General features: G+C 72.0%; 16 protein-coding genes and 1 riboswitch. Of the genes, 5 read left to right on the top strand and 11 right to left on the bottom strand.

Annotation, left to right across the window (positions count from 1 at the left end):
- Window positions 1–34: 34 nt before the first annotated feature.
- From DI005_RS12475 to DI005_RS12445, 7 genes are all read right to left on the bottom strand, one after another.
- Window positions 35–1027: a transketolase family protein gene (locus tag DI005_RS12475; protein WP_113642215.1), complete on the bottom strand. Its 993-nt coding sequence runs from the start codon at window positions 1025–1027 to the stop codon at window positions 35–37.
- Complete coding sequence (locus tag DI005_RS12470) at window positions 1024–1872, bottom strand: transketolase (protein ID WP_112269210.1); 849 nt, start codon at window positions 1870–1872, stop codon at window positions 1024–1026. The genes DI005_RS12475 and DI005_RS12470 overlap by 4 nt, the downstream gene beginning before the upstream one ends.
- Before the next feature lie 17 nt (window positions 1873–1889).
- The gene (locus DI005_RS12465) at window positions 1890–3209 is read right to left on the bottom strand and encodes an MFS transporter (protein ID WP_112269212.1); all 1320 of its coding nucleotides are present in this window, start codon (window positions 3207–3209) and stop codon (window positions 1890–1892) included.
- An 11-nt stretch (window positions 3210–3220) separates the two neighbouring features.
- Window positions 3221–4087: an NAD(P)-dependent oxidoreductase gene (locus DI005_RS12460; RefSeq protein WP_113642214.1), complete on the bottom strand. Its 867-nt coding sequence runs from the start codon at window positions 4085–4087 to the stop codon at window positions 3221–3223.
- Between the two features lie 84 nt (window positions 4088–4171).
- Entirely contained in the window at window positions 4172–4870 is a 699-nt protein-coding gene (locus DI005_RS12455; protein ID WP_112269216.1) for a FadR/GntR family transcriptional regulator, read from the bottom strand.
- A gap of 143 nt (window positions 4871–5013) precedes the next feature.
- Entirely contained in the window at window positions 5014–5274 is a 261-nt protein-coding gene (locus tag DI005_RS12450; protein ID WP_112269218.1) for an amphi-Trp domain-containing protein, read from the bottom strand.
- 85 nt (window positions 5275–5359) lie between these two features.
- Window positions 5360–6004: a maleylpyruvate isomerase family mycothiol-dependent enzyme gene (locus tag DI005_RS12445; protein WP_113642213.1), complete on the bottom strand. Its 645-nt coding sequence runs from the start codon at window positions 6002–6004 to the stop codon at window positions 5360–5362.
- A 146-nt stretch (window positions 6005–6150) separates the two neighbouring features.
- Here DI005_RS12445 and DI005_RS12440 point away from each other — a divergent pair, with 146 nt between their 5' ends.
- From DI005_RS12440 to DI005_RS12430, 3 genes are read left to right on the top strand one after another with little or no spacing between them, the layout of a single operon-like run.
- Complete coding sequence (locus DI005_RS12440; RefSeq protein ID WP_199542747.1) at window positions 6151–6642, top strand: OsmC family protein; 492 nt, start codon at window positions 6151–6153, stop codon at window positions 6640–6642.
- Window positions 6639–7475 carry an alpha/beta fold hydrolase gene (locus DI005_RS12435; RefSeq protein WP_113642212.1) on the top strand — a complete coding sequence of 279 codons (837 nt, stop codon included), beginning with the start codon at window positions 6639–6641 and terminating at the stop codon, window positions 7473–7475. The genes DI005_RS12440 and DI005_RS12435 overlap by 4 nt, the downstream gene beginning before the upstream one ends.
- Window positions 7476–7524: 49 nt before the next feature.
- Window positions 7525–9684, top strand: a complete 2160-nt coding sequence (locus DI005_RS12430) for a transglycosylase domain-containing protein (protein ID WP_112269224.1) — start codon at window positions 7525–7527, stop codon at window positions 9682–9684.
- A 284-nt stretch (window positions 9685–9968) separates the two neighbouring features.
- On the opposite strand, the gene DI005_RS12425 is transcribed toward DI005_RS12430, so the two are convergent.
- On the bottom strand, window positions 9969–11318 hold the full coding sequence (locus DI005_RS12425) for an aminotransferase class V-fold PLP-dependent enzyme (RefSeq protein ID WP_113642211.1): 1350 nt from the start codon (window positions 11316–11318) through the stop codon (window positions 9969–9971).
- Between the two features lie 35 nt (window positions 11319–11353).
- Window positions 11354–11465: riboswitch (SAM riboswitch) on the bottom strand.
- 104 nt (window positions 11466–11569) lie between these two features.
- On the opposite strand from DI005_RS12425, the gene ykgO reads away from it, so the two are divergent.
- Complete coding sequence (ykgO, locus tag DI005_RS12420) at window positions 11570–11692, top strand: type B 50S ribosomal protein L36 (RefSeq protein ID WP_110337168.1); 123 nt, start codon at window positions 11570–11572, stop codon at window positions 11690–11692.
- A gap of 48 nt (window positions 11693–11740) precedes the next feature.
- On the opposite strand, the gene DI005_RS12415 is transcribed toward ykgO, so the two are convergent.
- Window positions 11741–12541: a thioesterase family protein gene (locus DI005_RS12415; protein WP_113642210.1), complete on the bottom strand. Its 801-nt coding sequence runs from the start codon at window positions 12539–12541 to the stop codon at window positions 11741–11743.
- A 59-nt stretch (window positions 12542–12600) separates the two neighbouring features.
- On the opposite strand from DI005_RS12415, the gene DI005_RS12410 reads away from it, so the two are divergent.
- Window positions 12601–13296 carry a TetR/AcrR family transcriptional regulator gene (locus DI005_RS12410; RefSeq protein ID WP_113642209.1) on the top strand — a complete coding sequence of 232 codons (696 nt, stop codon included), beginning with the start codon at window positions 12601–12603 and terminating at the stop codon, window positions 13294–13296.
- Here the strand turns inward: DI005_RS12410 and DI005_RS12405 are convergent.
- Both DI005_RS12405 and DI005_RS12400 read right to left on the bottom strand, forming a co-directional pair.
- Window positions 13281–13874 carry a dihydrofolate reductase family protein gene (locus DI005_RS12405; RefSeq protein ID WP_112269238.1) on the bottom strand — a complete coding sequence of 198 codons (594 nt, stop codon included), beginning with the start codon at window positions 13872–13874 and terminating at the stop codon, window positions 13281–13283. The genes DI005_RS12410 and DI005_RS12405 overlap by 16 nt on opposite strands.
- A gap of 94 nt (window positions 13875–13968) precedes the next feature.
- Window positions 13969–14937, bottom strand: a complete 969-nt coding sequence (locus DI005_RS12400; protein ID WP_113642208.1) for a 2-hydroxyacid dehydrogenase — start codon at window positions 14935–14937, stop codon at window positions 13969–13971.
- Between the last annotated feature and the right edge of the window lie 12 nt (window positions 14938–14949).

The raw sequence follows: 14949 nt of genomic DNA, 5'->3' as shown, positions 1-14949 counted from the left end.
CTGCTCAGCTGAGCGGGCCACGCGCGGGAGAGGGTCAGCGGTCCAGCTCGCCGAGCACCTTCGTCACCACGGTGTCGGTGGCGAGGCCGTAGCGCTCGTGCAGGGTGGGCAACGCGCCCGCGGCGAGGAACTCGTCGGGCAGCGCGATCGGCACCACGCGCTTGCCGAGACCCCGGGAGACCACGGCGGAGGCGACCGTCTCGAAGAGGCCGCCCACCACGGTGTGGTTCTCCAGGGTCACCACGAGCCGGTCGCTGTCCACCTCGGCCAGCACCGTCCCGGCGTCGAACGGCTTGATCGTGGGGGTGTGCACCACCGCGACGTCCACCTTGTGCCGGGCCAGCCGCTCGGCCGCCTGCAGGGCACGCATGGTCATCAGTCCACTGGAGACGAACACGACATCGGCGCCGTCGCGCAGCACGGCGGCCCTGCCGAGCCGGAAGGTGTAGTCGTACTCGTCGAGCACCGTGGGCACCTTGCCGCGCAGCAGCCGCAGGTACGTCGGCCCCTCTGCGGCGGCCAGCTGCGGCACCGCCTGCTCGATGTCCACCGAGTCGCACGGGTCGACGATCGTGAGGTTCGGCATGCCGCGGAAGATCGCGACGTCCTCGGTAGCCTGGTGGCTCGGCCCGTAGCCGGTGGTGAGCCCGGGCAGGCCGCCGACGATGTTGACGTTGAGGTTCGGTTCGGCGATGTCGAGGCACAGGAAGTCGTACGCGCGCCGGGCGGCGAACACGCTGTAGGTCGAGGCGAACGGCACGAGGCCCACCTCCGCCATGCCGGCCGCGGCGCCGAAGAGCAGCTGTTCCGCCATGCCCAGCTGGAAGAACCGCGTCGGGTGGGCCTGCGCGAACACGTGCATGTCGGTGTACTTGCCGAGGTCCGCGGTGAGGCCGACGATCCGGTCGTCGCGCTCGGCGAGAGCCGCCAGCGCGTGCCCGAACGGGGCACTCGTGGTCCGCTGGCCGGGATCGGCGAACGACGCGATCATCGCCGACGTGGTGAGGCGCTTGGTGGCGGTGGTCATCGTGCTCCCTCGTATCCCTCGGACAGCTGCTCGCGGCACAGCTGCCATTCGTCCTCGTCGATGCGCATGAAGTGCGCCTTCTCCCTGGTCTCCAGCAGCGGCACGCCCCGGCCGATCCTGGTGTCGCAGAGGATCACCGACGGCCTGCCCACCGGCCGCGCCTGCTCGGCGGCGGCGTCGAAGGCGGCCAGCAGCGCGTCGATGTCGTTGCCGTCGACGCGCTGCGTGAACCAGCCCGCCGCCTCCCACTTCTCCTCGGCGGGCTCGATGCCGAGCACATTCTCGGTGGGGCCGTCGGCCTGCAGCGCGTTCATGTCGACCATGGCGGTGAGCAGGCCCAGCTGGTGGTGGGCGGCACCCATCGCGGCCTCCCACGTCGAGCCCTCGTCGAGCTCGCCGTCGGAGAGGAAGTTGAAGACGCGTTGTTCCCGGCCCTTCAGGCGCAGGCCGAGTGCCATGCCGACAGCGACGGTCAGCCCGTGGCCGAGCGAGCCGCCGGAGATCTCCATGCCGGGCGTGTAGGAAGCCATGCCCGACATCGGCAGACGGGAACCGTCGGAGCCGTAGGTCTCCAGCTCGGTCACCGGCACAGTCCCGGCCTCGGCGAGTGCCGCGTAGAGCGCGATCGCGTAGTGCCCGGTGGAGAGCAGGAACCGGTCACGCTCCGGCCAGTGCGGGTCGTCGGCGCGGAAGCGCAGCTGGTCCACGTAGGTCACGGCGAGCAGGTCGGCGACGCCGAGTGCCTGTCCGACGTAGCCCTGCCCCTGCACCTCGCCCATGTCGAGGATGTGGTGGCGCATGCGGTACGCCGCGTCCCGCACCTTCTCGGCCCTGGTGGTGGTCATGGTGTCGGTTGTTCCTTTCAGCTCACGGCCGCGGCGGGCCGGTCGGCGTCCTCGACGGTGGTGGCACCGGTCCTGACCGGCGCGGTTTCCCGCGTGAACGCGGCGGCGACGGTGGAGACCACGCCCAGCAGGACGAACAGGAGCGCCGGACCGGTCCAGCCGATCCAGCCGTACAGCGCCGTCGCGAGGAACGGCAGCAGCCCGGCGACCATCGACGCGCCGTTGTAGCCCAGCGAGATGCCCGATGAGCGCACGTCCCGCGGGAACTGCTCGGAGAACCACGACGACTCGACGGCGAAGATCGGGTCGTGCGAGAACAGCAGGCCGAGCGTGACCGCGACGATCACCATGATCAGCGCGCCGGTGTTGACCATCAGGAACATCGGGATGCCGAACGCGATCGTGAACAGCGAGCCGATGAGGAACACCGGTTTGCGGCCGATCCGGTCCGACAGCGCGCCGAACAGCAGGTGGCTGCCGAGGCCGAGCGCGGAGCCGACCATCGTGCCGATGAGCACGCTCTCCTTGTCGGTGAGCGAGGCCAGCACCACGTAGGACAGCAGGAAGCTCGTGGTGACGTAGTAGCCACCGGTCTCGGCAAGCCGCAGCGCCATGATGCGCACGATGACCCGCCAGTCGCGCCGGATCACGTCGAGCGCCGGCGCCTTGCGGATCTCCTTGCGCTCCTTCATCTCGGTGAACTCGGGCGACTCGGAGATCCGCATCCGGATGAACATGCCGGCCGCGATCATGACGATCGAGAACAGGAACGGCATGCGCCATGCCCAGTCGCCGTCGAACAGCGCCTCGGACAGCAGGAACGCACCGTTGGCGAGCAGGAGGCCCGCGGGGATCCCGATCTGCGGCACGGCGCCGTAGAAGCCGCGCTTGCGTTCGGGGGAGTGCTCCACAGCCATCAGCACGGCGCCGCCCCATTCGGCACCGAAGCCGATGCCCTGCAGGATGCGCAGCAGGATCAGCAGGATCGGCGCGAGCGCGCCCACCTGCCCATAGGTCGGCAGCAGTCCGATGAGGACGGTGCCGATGCCCATGACGGTGAGCGACCACAGCAGGACCTTCTTGCGGCCGAGCCGGTCACCGTAGTGCCCGGCGAGGTAGCCGCCGAGCGGGCGGAAGAAGAAGCCGACCGCGAGGGTGGCGAAGGAGGCCAGCACACCGATGAGGTCGTTGCCGGAGTGGAAGAACACGTTGCCGAAGTAGGCGGCCGACGCGGTGCCGTAGATGAAGAAGTCGTAGCTCTCCACGGCGGTGCCGATCATCGAGGCCACCGACACCTTGGCCGGGTTGTCCTTGCGGGAATCGGGGACAGCGGACATGACGGCTCCTTCTACTCGGTCCCGGCGTAGGTCTCGATGACGCGCGAGTCGTCCCGCTGGACGAGCCCGGCGGCGGCCGCGCGGTCGTAGCGCTCCCTTGCGACGTCGAGCAGCGGAGTCTCGGCGCCCGCGCCGCGGGCCGCCGAGGCGACCAGGTCGCTGTCCTTGACGAAGATCCCGATCGTGCTCGTCACCTCCACGTCGGTGCCCTGGAGCATGCGCGGACCGCGGTCCGACAGCATCCACGAGCCTGCCGCGCCCTGCTCCACGAGTGAGAGCACCTGCTCGCGATCGAGGCCGAGCCTGCCGGCCAGCGCGAGCGCCTCGGCGGCGGCGACGATGTGGACGGAGCACAGGTGCTGGTTGACGACCTTGATGGCCTGGCCGTCGCCGATCGCGGCGCCGACCTCACGCACGGTGCCGAAGCAGTCCAGTACCGGGCGCGCGGCCGCGATCTCGTCCGCCGGGCCCGAGGCGAAGAGCGTCAGCTCGCCGGTGCGGGCGCGGGCGACACCGCCGGTGACCGGGACGTCGAGCACGCGGGCGCCGGCCGCGGTGAGCCGCGCGGCCTGCTCGCGGACGGAGTCGGGGCCGACCGTGCTCATGACGATCCAGCGCTGCCCGGTCACGTCGCCGGTGAGCGCCTCGCCGACGAGTGCCGCCAGCTGGCCCGGCGTCGCCACCACGACGACGACGAACTCCGAGCGCGGCGCCTCGGCGAACGCCGCGACCGCGGGGATTCCGTTGTCCGAGGCCCATTCCCTGGCCTGTGGAACGGGGTCGACGGCGACGACGGTGTGCCCGGCGGCGGCCACGCGGCTCACCATCGGCCTGCCGATCGCGCCTGCGCCGACGAACACGACGGCGGATTCGCTCATGGAGGTTCTCCTGTTTTCGGGTAGGGGGCAGCCACACCCGCGCTCGATGCCGCTGAGCGGGGCGTTGGGGAGTGGGGTCGTGGGTCAGCCGGTGCCGGTGAGCGACGCCCAGACGTCGAAGTGGCGCCGCATGGCGGTGCGGGCGCCCTCGCCGTCGCGCTCGCCGACGGCCTCGACGATTCCGTAGTGGACGGTGTCGATCACGCGGGTCTTGCCCTCGGTGAGCGGTTCCCGTTCCACCGCCGCGCGGCGCCGGTCGATCACCTCGGTGCGCAGCACGTGGCTCAGCCCGTCGTGCAGCAGGCTGAAAATCGGGTTGTCGACGATGTGGAAGAGGCGCCGGTGGAACTCCAGGTCGGCCTCGAGCGCGCGGTCGTCGTCGCCCTCGCTGCTGGCGCGCACCATGTCGTCGACGAGGCCGCGCAGGTCGTCGACGTCGTCGGCGGTGGCGAGGCGGGCCGAGGCCTCGGCGACGGAGATCTCCAGCATCTCGCGGGCGGAGCGGAACTGCTTGCCGCTCAGATGGCCCAGCTGGCTGGAGAGGTCGAAGTAGAGCTGGAAGAAGGTCGCGTCGGGAGCGCCGAGGTACGAGCCCCGGCCCTGCGTGCGATCGAGGAAGCCCAGCATCTCGAGCATCGACAGCTGCTCGCGCAGCGTTCCCCTGCTGACCTCCAGCGAGGTCACGAGCTCCCGTTCCGTGGGCAGGCGGAGCCGGCCGGTCTCGGGCTCGGGGGTCGCCTGCTCGGCGAGGCTGCGGACCAGGAAGGAGAGGTCCACGCCCATGCACCCACCTCCATGTAGGGCTTTGGTTTAACCAATGCGGCCACATTAGGCGCGGGTTATCTGCATGTCAAGCGATTGGTTAAACCTATCCCGGAGGTGTGCGGGTCTCCCGGACGACGCCGCCCGGGAGACCCGGCACCACCTCAGACGACCGGCTGCTCGCCGTCCTCGTCGTCACTCTCCTCGGTGAGCGTCCACTTGAGCTGGAACTCGATCTCCTCCTCGCCGTCGCCCCGCTCGTGCTCGACGGAGAACTCGGCACGCGCGGGCACGCGGATCCGCTCGCCGGCGATCTGGATCCGGAACGGCGTCTCGTTCTCCAGCGCGTCGGCGAGGCGGCGCAGTTTCGCCACCACCTCGCTCGTGGAGTAGAAGCGTTCGACGTCACGTGAAGCGTCGGCCACGGTGACCCTCCGATTCTGGGCTTTCGCCCGCAACTGGCTGACTCGCGCATTCAATCGGTGCGCCGCCGGCGCAGCGCACCGGGGGTCACCGGAGCCGGGCCAGCAGCGTGCTCGCGCCGGTGCCGGACAGCTCGTCGTCGGCCACGGGCCTGCCGGTGAGCACCAGCAACAGTGACTCGGCCGTGGCCCTCACCTCGGGACCGCTGCCGTGCGACCACGGGAGGTCGGAGGCGACCAGCCGCAGCCCGCGCATCGCTTCGCGCGCGTTGCCGCCGATCGTGATCGTCATCGGCCACCGCATCGTGGCGAAGAGGTCGGCCACGATCGGGAACGCGGCCGGGTCGAGTGGGCCGGCCCGGCCGAGCGGGCGGCGGATGTCGAGGGCGTGCACCACGGCGTCGGCGAGCGCGGCCGTCTCGGGGGTGCCCGCCGGGCGCGCTCCACTGGCCGCGTTCTCGCGCAGCTGCGCCAGGATCGCATCCCTGCCCCGCTCCGCCCAGCGCCGTGCGGCGTCGGCGCTGAGCCGGTTGACCCGGAAGCCACTGCGCAGGAGCAGCCCCAGCATCTCCCGGGGGCCCTGCACCGGCGCCCACGCCAGGTGCGCGGCGACGTCGCGCACCGTCCACCCCGCACACAGGGACGGCACCGCCCAGTCGTCCGGCGCCAGGCCCTCGAGGAAGTCCGCGAGGCTCAGCCGTTCCGCCCGCACCAGCGCGGCCAGCTCACCCATCGCCGGAGTATCGCACCACGCGACCCTTGTGAACAGGCGCGACCGGGACGACACTGAAGGTCCGAGGCCGGTCGCGACCGTCCACAGTGACCGTAGGCGCCCGTGTGATCCGGCCGCGTGGCCACGAGTGTGACCGGGAGGCCGCCGTGCTGAGTGTCGTTCTCGAGGAGCACCTGGCCAAACTCACGGCGGACCCGGCTTCGGCCGCGTCCGCGCCTTCGGCCACCGCGACCCCGATGCCCGGGGAGCAACGCGTGCGGGTGGAGGGCGGCCCGTTCGCGTGGTACGCCGACCTGCCGAGGGCGGTCGGCGGCGGCAACTGCGCGCCCAGCCCCACGCTGTACCTGCTGGGCGGGCTGGCCGCGGGTGCGGTGGCGTTCATCCGGGACGTCCTCGCGCCACTGTGTGACGTGCGGCTCCACGACGTGTCGGCGGTGGCCCGGTGCGAGGAGGACCTGCGCGGACTCGCCGGGGTCGCAGGCGCCGAACCGCGGCTGGCGGGGATGTCGCTGGACATCCGGCTCGACTCGCCGGATCCGGAGCCACGCCTGGAGACGCTGCGCCAGGCGTGGCTCGACCGGTGCCCCGTCTACCTCGCCCTGCGAGAGCCGGTCGCCGTCACGGTCACGTGGTCATGAGCGCACCGCCCGCCACTCGCCGGGTCGCGCTCGCCACCGGCGTCACCCTCGCGTTCGCGGAGCGGGGCGAGCGCTCCGGCGTGCCCGTGGTGCTGCTGCCGGGCTACGCCGACTCGCACCGGTTCTTCGAACCGCTGCTGCCGTACCTGCCCGGTGCGCTGCACGTGTATGCGGTGACCCCGCGCGGCCACGGCGACTCCACCAAGCCCGAGCACGGCTACGCGCTCGCCGACTTCGCCGCCGACGTGCCCGCGTTTCTCGACGCCGTGGGGCTCGAGCGAGCCGTGTTGCTCGGGCACTCCAGCGGCGGGCTCGTCGCGCAGCGCTGCGCGATCGACCGTCCCGGCCGGGTGCTGGGGCTCGTGCTCGCGGGTGCGCCGCGAGGGCTGCACGGTGTGCGGCCGCCGTTCGCCGCCACGGTCGAGCGCATGACCGATCCGGTGGGTCCGGACCTCGCCAGGGAGGTGCTGGGCGCGATCCCGGTGACGGCCGCGCTGCCGGAGTCCTTCGTCGGGGAGATGGTGGCCGAGAACGCGAAACTGCCCGCGCACGTCTGGCGCGCCGTGCTCGCCGGGCTGACCGGGGCCGAGGCGCCGACCGAGACCGGTGTGATCACCGTGCCGACGCTGGTGCTGTGGGGCGAGCGCGACACCCTCCTCGGCCGCGGGGAGCAGGAGCGGCTGGTCGCCGCCACGCCGGGGGCACGGCTCGTCATCTACCCCGATGCCGGGCACCTCGTCGCCTGGGACGTGCCCGCCGCGCTGGCCGCCGACGTTGCCGCGTTCGTGCTGGGCCTGTGGCCGCCGATACCCCACGCGGTGGCGACACGGTGAGGTCAGGGGATCACCGGAAGCCAACGTCGCCTTGCGTACCCTTGCGCACGTGCGTATGCGGGACGGCCTTTTCAAAATGCTCGGTCTGTGTCTGCTCGCCGGCGTGCTGGTGGCGGGGATCCTGTTCCCGGTCGTCGGCGCCGCGGGGGTGATGTCGAACGAGGCGAGCGACACCGTGGAGTCCATGTCCTCGGACCTCGCCGACGACCCGCCGCCGCTGGTGACCACCGTCACCGACCGGGAGGGCAACCCGATCGCGACGCTGTACGACCAGTACCGCATACCGACCACGCCGGACCAGATCTCCGAGGCCATGAAGTGGGCCCTGATCTCGGTCGAGGACAGGCGCTTCTACGAGCACCACGGCGTGGACTGGAAGGGCACGCTGCGCGCGGCGATCAGCAACACCTCCGGCGGCGACACACAGGGCGCCTCGACGCTGACCCAGCAGTACGTGAAGAACTACCTCATCAACGTCACCTACCGCGACGACCAGCTCGGTCAGCAGCGGGCGCAGGAGGCGACCATCGCGCGCAAGCTCAAGGAGGCGCGCGTCGCGATCCAGCTCGAGACGAAGATGAGCAAGGAGGAGATCCTCGCCGGCTACCTCAACGTCGTCGAGTTCTCCCGGCAGATCTACGGCGTCGGCGCCGCCGCGCACGCCTATTTCGGCACCACGCCGGACAAGCTCACCGTCACGCAGGGCGCGCTGCTGGCCGGCATGGTCAACAACCCTGTCGCCAACGACCCGTGGAACAACCCGGAGCGGGCCACGGAGCGGCGGAACTTCGTGCTCGACAAGATGGTCGAGAACCGCAAGCTTTCCGAGGAGGACGCCGAACGGCTCAAGGCGGAGCCGCTCGGCGTGGTGCCGAACGGCCCGGAGAAGCCCGCCGCGAACTGCGTGGGCGCGGGTCCCGAGCACGGGTTCTTCTGCCAGTACGTCGAGGACTACCTGCTCGAGCAGGGCATGACGAAGGACGACCTCTACACCGGCGGATACACGATCCGCACGACGCTCGACCGGGAGGCCAACCACCTCGCCAAGCAGTCGGCCGAGGAACAGGTCGGCAAGATGGAGGACAACGTCGCCAACACGTTGTCGCTGGTGAAGCCGGGCAAGGACCGGCACGAGGTGGTGGCGCTGGCAGCCAACCGCGACTACGGGCCCGACGCGAGCGCCGGGCAGACCGAGTACTCGCTGCCCTCCGACGTCGCCAACGTGACCGGCGCCGGGTCGAGCTACAAGATCTTCACCGCCGCGGCGGCGATGGCGACGGGCAAGGTGGGGATCTACGACACGATCCAGTCGCCGAGCTCCTACGTGTCCCAGGTGTTCAGCGGCAGTCCCGCGCCGTGCCCCTACATCGCGCCCTACACGCGCGGCTACTGCGTCACCAACGCGACCGAGGGCGGCAGCGGCTCGATGACGCTGCAGACCGCGTTGCAGACCTCGCCCAACACGGCTTTCGTGATCCTCGAGGAACAGGCGGGCATGAAGGCCGTCGTCGACATGGCCAGCAAGCTCGGCCTGCGCAAGACGATGGCGTCCAACGCGGCGAACGGCGGCCCGGTGAACCCCGAGGCGGAGAGCCAGGAGCTGAGCCAGAGCCAGACCCAGTTCTTCGGGCCCACCGCGAACTCTCCCGGCAAGGGCTCCTTCACCCTCGGCGTGAGCCCCACGAGCGGGCTGGAACTCGCCAACGTGGCCGCGACGATCATGAGCGGCGGCGTGTGGTGCCCGCCGACGCCGATCGGCGAGATGACCGACCGCGACGGCAACCCGGTGCCGATCAAGGAACAGCCGTGTGAGCAGGCGGTGCCGGAGGGGCTCGCCAACACACTCGCCGTGGGTATGAGCAAGGACGACCTGCCCGGCGGCACGGCGGCGGCAGCCGCCCAGGGCGTCGGCTGGAACCGGCCCATGATCGGCAAGACCGGTACGACACAGGTCAACGGCTCCGCGGCGTTCCTCGGCGCCACGCCGCAGCTCGCGGGCGCGGCGATGGTGTTCCGGCCCGACGTGCCCAACGGCGGTCTCTACGACGGCGGGCCCGGCAACGTCAGCGCCGTCCCCGCCGACAGCGGCAACATGTTCGGCGGCAAGACGCCGGCACGCACGTGGTTCGGCGCGATGAGCAAGATCCTGGAGGGTGAGCCCGCGCTGCCGCTGCCCGCCAGCGACCCCAGGTACGAGCGCTTCGACTGACGAGTACCTCGGAGGCGGCTCGCGTGCCGGTGGCGGAGCCGGAGACCCCGTGCCGGAGCCGGTCGACGGCGCAGGCGGCTCCGGCACCGCTGAGCCGGAGCTAGCGACCGTTGGCGTTGGCGTTGGCGGGGCCAGGCGGGTGGCCGTGCTCCGTTCCGGTCGACCTGCTTGGTCCGCGCGCCTGAGGACGTGCACTGCGCCGCCCGAGTCGAGGACGCGCCCCGGGGTCTCTGGTCCACGCCGCGCGCGCCGCGTGCGGACCGAGCCGTTCTACCCCGCCTGACTCAGCCGAGAAAACCCGGTAGCGGACGGGGATCCGGGCTCGGCGCCCACCGGCCGTCGGTCTCGGCGTAGGTCCACCGCGGGCCCCTTTCCGTGATCTCGCGCAGCGCGGTCACCAGGCGGTCGACGTGCTCGCGTGTCGTCCCGAGCCCGACGCTGACCCGCACGGCCTGCTGCCCGTCGCCGCCGCTCGTGGCGATGAGCCTGCGGGTGGCGATGTGCGCGCAGAAAGCGCCGTCCCGCACGCCGATGCCGTGCTCCGCCGACAGGACGGCGGCGATCAGTCCGGGGGAGAGGTCATCGATCGCGAAGGAGACCGTGCCGACGCGGTCGCCGTCGTCGTCGAACAGCCGGAGGACACGCAGGCCCGGTACCGAGGCGAGGCCGCGGTCGAGCCGGGCGAGCAGGTCCGCCTCGTGCGCCTCGACGCGGTCGCGAACCGAGGCCAGTTCCGTGCAGGCGACGCCGAGCGCGTACGCGCCGACGGTGTTGGGGGAGCCGGCCTCGTGCCGTTCCGGCCCGGTGTTCCAGACCACGCCGAGGCCGTCCTCGTGCCCGGTGACGAGTTTGCTGGCGCCACCACCGGCCAGGTACGGCTCGGCGGCCCGCAGCCAGTCGGCCCTGCCGACGAGCGCGCCCGCCCCGAAGGGCGCGTAGAGCTTGTGTCCGGATAGGACGACGTAGTCCGCGTCCAGTTCGCGCAGCGACACGGCGCGGTGAGGGGCCAGTTGGGCGGCGTCGACGGCGATGCGGGCTCCAGCGGCGTGTGCGGCCTGCGCCAGCTGGGCGATCGGCAGCACCTCACCGGTCACATTGGACGCTCCGGCGACCACGACCAGCCGAGGACCTTCGGGGCAGCGGCCGAGCGTCTCCGCGAGCACGCGCACGGCCTCGTGCCGGGCGCGCGGGGCAGGCACGCGGTACACGTGCCTGCCCCGCCACGGCAGCAGGGCGGCGTGGTGCTCGGTGTCGAACAGCACCACGGCCGTGCCCTTCGGGACGGCGCGGGCGAGCAGGTTGAGGGCGTCGGTGGTGTTGCGCGTGAGGACCACCGTGTCGGACGACCGCGCTCCGACGAACGCGCCAACGGCCTGCCTGGCTCGCTCATAGACCTTTGTGGACACCTGCGAGGCGAACCCGGCGCCGCGGTGGACGCTCGCGTACCACGGCAGGAACTCGTCGACCGCCCTGCGCACGGCGGAAAGACACGGCGCGCTGGCGGCGTGGTCGAGGTTGGCGTAGCCGATCTCCCCGCCGGTCACCAGCGGCACGCGCAGGTCGTCACCCGCGGTGCCGGGCACGGCGGGCGGGATGACGGTGGCGAGGGCAGGGGGTGCGAACGTGACGGACATGTGGCCTCCTCGGTGGGTCCTGGGACCCGGTGAGGGGCCCGCGCTTGCCCGCCTGTTCCGGCGAGCCAGGTCGTCACCCGGGGCACCCCACCACGGTAGGAGGGTTGCCGGCCAGCGAGCCGGGGCTTGACGCTGGCGCTCATGACCTAGCGGAGAGGCTACCTCACGATGCGGCGCCTGCGCGAGGGTGTTCGCGGCCGGGGTGAGTATAATGAAAATCGTTGTCAACAACAACGATGAAGGGAGTGGCCGTGAAGGTCCGGAAGTCGTTGCGCTCACTGAAGAACAAGCCGGGTGCGCAGGTGGTGCGCCGCCACGGGAAGGTGTTCGTCCTCAACAAGCGGGACCCGCGCTACAAGGCCCGACAGGGCTAGGGCGCGTCTGCCGATCCCCTCACTGGGCAGCGGGTCGGGCGACGCGCCCTATGGCAGGCGGACCCCTGCGAGCTGCGTCGCCTGGGCTACGAGCCGGTCCTTGCTGTCCCACGCCTCGGCGACCTCGTCCATCCGGTCGCCCGCGACGACGCCGGCCCGCATCCGGACGCGCACGGGGCCCGGAGCCGGTGGGCGCCGCAGGTAGGCGCTGATCTGCAGGGTCGGCGCCCACCCCGGGATGCCGAGGTCGTACGACACCGGTGGCACGGGGTCCAGCGCCACCAGCAGGCTCAGCGGGTCCCAGTCGGAGCCGTCCGCGAGCCGCTGCCAGCCCGAGATCTCGCCCTGGCGCGACGGGGTTCCGCCGAGGAAGCCGAGCGGGCGCGGGTCGAGCCGCTGTTCCACCACGTCCATGAGGTCCACCCGGAAGCCCGCGCCGGGCGCCTCGGCCGGGACGCGCACGCACTCGTGCTCCGGTGGGAGATCCGCCGGCGTGACGCCCGACCAGTAGGGCTCGTGGTCGGCGAGCGGGCCGAGTGTCAGGAGCGCCTCGGCGCACGGGGTGCCGTCCTGGCCGAGCCGCACGCGGGACTGCGTCAGCCCCTTGCCCGCGCGCAGCACCTCCACCGACACCCGCGCGGGCCCCGCCTGCGGCGGCACCGCGAACGACGCGCTGACCGCGTGCGGATGGGCGTGCGGGCCGACCTCCGTGGCGGCCCTCGCCATCGCGGCCAGCAGGTAGCCGCCGTGCATCCGGCCGCCGACCGTCCACTGGGGATCGAGGTCCACGGTGAAGAGGTCGGTGCCCGGCTCGCGCGTGAGCGCCGTGGCCTCATGGAAGCTGCCCATGCGCTCAGATTGACAGCGTCAAGTTGACGGTGTCAAGTCAGCTCTGTCACGCTGTGCCGATGAGCTCGACGCGCTCGCGGGCCCGCCCCGGTGAGGGGGAGAAGCTGCGCGAGGAGATCCTGCTGGCCGCCGAGTCGCTGCTCGTGGAGACGGGCACCGACGGCGCGCTCACACTGCGCGCGGTCGCCGCGCGTGCCGGGGTCACGACGCCGTCGGTCTATCTGCACTTCGCGAACAGGGACGACCTGCTCGAAGCGGTGTGCCTCCAGTCGTGGGGCGAGCTGGAACGCCGGATGCGGGAGCGCTCCGAGGGCGTCGACGACCCGCTGCGTGTTCTGGGCCGGTGCGGGCGCGTCTACGCGACGTTCGCCCTCGAACATCCCGTGCAGTACCGCGTGCTCCTGATGCGGCCCTCGGCCCACCGGTCGCCGGGCGCGCGGGAGTGCTTCCGCTACGTCACCGAGGCCGCGGCGGCGTGCGTGTCGGCCGGGATCATGCGCGGGCGTCCCGAGTCGCTCGCCGTCGGGCTCTGGTCGGCGCTGCACGGCCTCGTGAGCCTGCTGATCGCGCAACCGGAGTTCGACTGGCCCGACGACCTCGACACGCTGATCGACGACGTCGTGCGCATGGCCGGTTTCGGCACGGTGCTCGCCTCCCGCATCCCGCGCGAGGCGACCCCGACCAGCGCCCAGCTCGCCGAGGGCCTCGACGCGCTCACCGCGAACTGGCCGGAGCGGGATCAGCCGCGCCGGTAGTGCAGGCACACCGCGCCGTGCGCGAGGGTCGCGCTGCTCGCCAGCGTCCAGCCGGACGCGGGAAGACCCTCGGGCAGCAGCCGCAGCCCGCCGCCAAGCAGGGTCGGCACGACGGCGAACCGCAGGTCGTCAACCAGGTCCGCCTTCAGCAGCGTCTGGATCACGCTCGCGCTGTTCAGCACCATGAGGTCACGCCCGGGCGCGGCCTTCAGCGCGGCGACCTCCCGTTCGGGTTCACGGGCGATCCGGGAGTTCCGCCAGTCCGCGCGCTCCAGCGTGCGGGAGAACACCACCTTCTCCACGGTCTCCAGCCACGTGCCCAGCTCGCGGGTGCGCTCGTCGGTCGCGGGATCCCGCGTGATCCCAGGCCACACCGACGCGAACCCCTCGTAGTTGGTGCGCCCCAGCAGCGCCGTGTCCACGCCGCGCCACACGCCCTCGAAGTACTCGGCGGTCTCCTGCCGCAGGGCGTGCCGGTGCAGCCACGTGTCGTGCGCCGGCCCATCCGGGCCGCTCGTGTAGCCGTCGATCGAGATGCTGGCCCAGGCGATCACGCGGCGGTGTGCGGTGCCGGTCATGGCGGTCCTTCCGTCCGGTGGCCGTGCCGGTCGCGCGGCCCTCATCAGAGACGTCGGAGCCGGGCAGCCCAGATCGACACGCGGGCGGAGTGAATCAGGATCCGGCGGCCCGCGGGACCGGGGTCACGAGCGTGCCCTCGGTCATGAACGCGTGGAGATTGCGGAAGGCCAGCGCGCCCATGGCCTCGCGCGTCTCGCGGGTGGCGCTGGCGATGTGCGGCAGCAGCAGCACGTTGTCCAGCTCCAGCAGCGGCGCGGGGACGTTCGGCTCGTCGGCGAACACGTCGAGTGCCGCGCCGGCGATCCGGCCCTGGGTCAGCGCCGCCACGAGCGCGGGCTCGTCGACCACGCTGCCGCGCGCGATGTTGACCAGGTAGCCGTCGGGGCCGAGCGCGCGGAGCACGTCGGCCGAGACGAGCCCGCGCGTGGCCGCGCCGCCCGACGTGGCGATCACGAGCACGTCGGCCCCATCCGCCAGTTCCACCGGCGACGACGCGTAGCGGTACGGCACGCCCTCCACCGGGTTGCGCGAGTGGTAGCTCAGCTCCGTGTCGAAACCCTCCAGCCTGCGCGCGATGGCGCGGCCGATGCGGCCGAGCCCGAGGATCCCGACCCGTTTGCCGCTCACCTTCGTGGCGAGCGGGTAGCCGCCGGGGGTCCACTCGCCCCGCCGCACGTAGCGGTCGGCGGCGGCGAGCCTGCGCAGCACGTCGATGAGGGCGCCCACCGCGAGATCGGCGACGCAGTCGGTGAGCACGTCCGGCGTGTTGCTGACGTCGATGCCCCGCGCGCGGGCCCTGGCGACGTCCGTGGTCTCGTAACCCACTCCGAAGTGGACGATCGCGCGGAGCTCGGGCAGGGCGTCCATCAGCTCGTCACTGACGCCGACCCGTGCGCTCGTCACGGCGGCCACCACCTCGTGCCCGTGCTCGGCGAGGTAGCCGGCCGGGTCGGTGTGCTCGGCGAGGCGCACGGTCTCGTGGTGCGAGGCAAGCGCCTCCTCCAGCGACTCCAGCAGCGGGCAGACCTGCAGGACCACGCCCTGCCGGGCGGACCGGGTCATCGGTTCTCCCTA

This window comes from Prauserella sp. PE36 (assembly GCF_003311655.1).
GTDB lineage: Bacteria > Actinomycetota > Actinomycetes > Mycobacteriales > Pseudonocardiaceae > Prauserella_A > Prauserella_A endophytica.
Note: the sequence above shows the minus strand (reverse complement) of the source record. Positions and strands in the feature narration are given on the sequence as shown.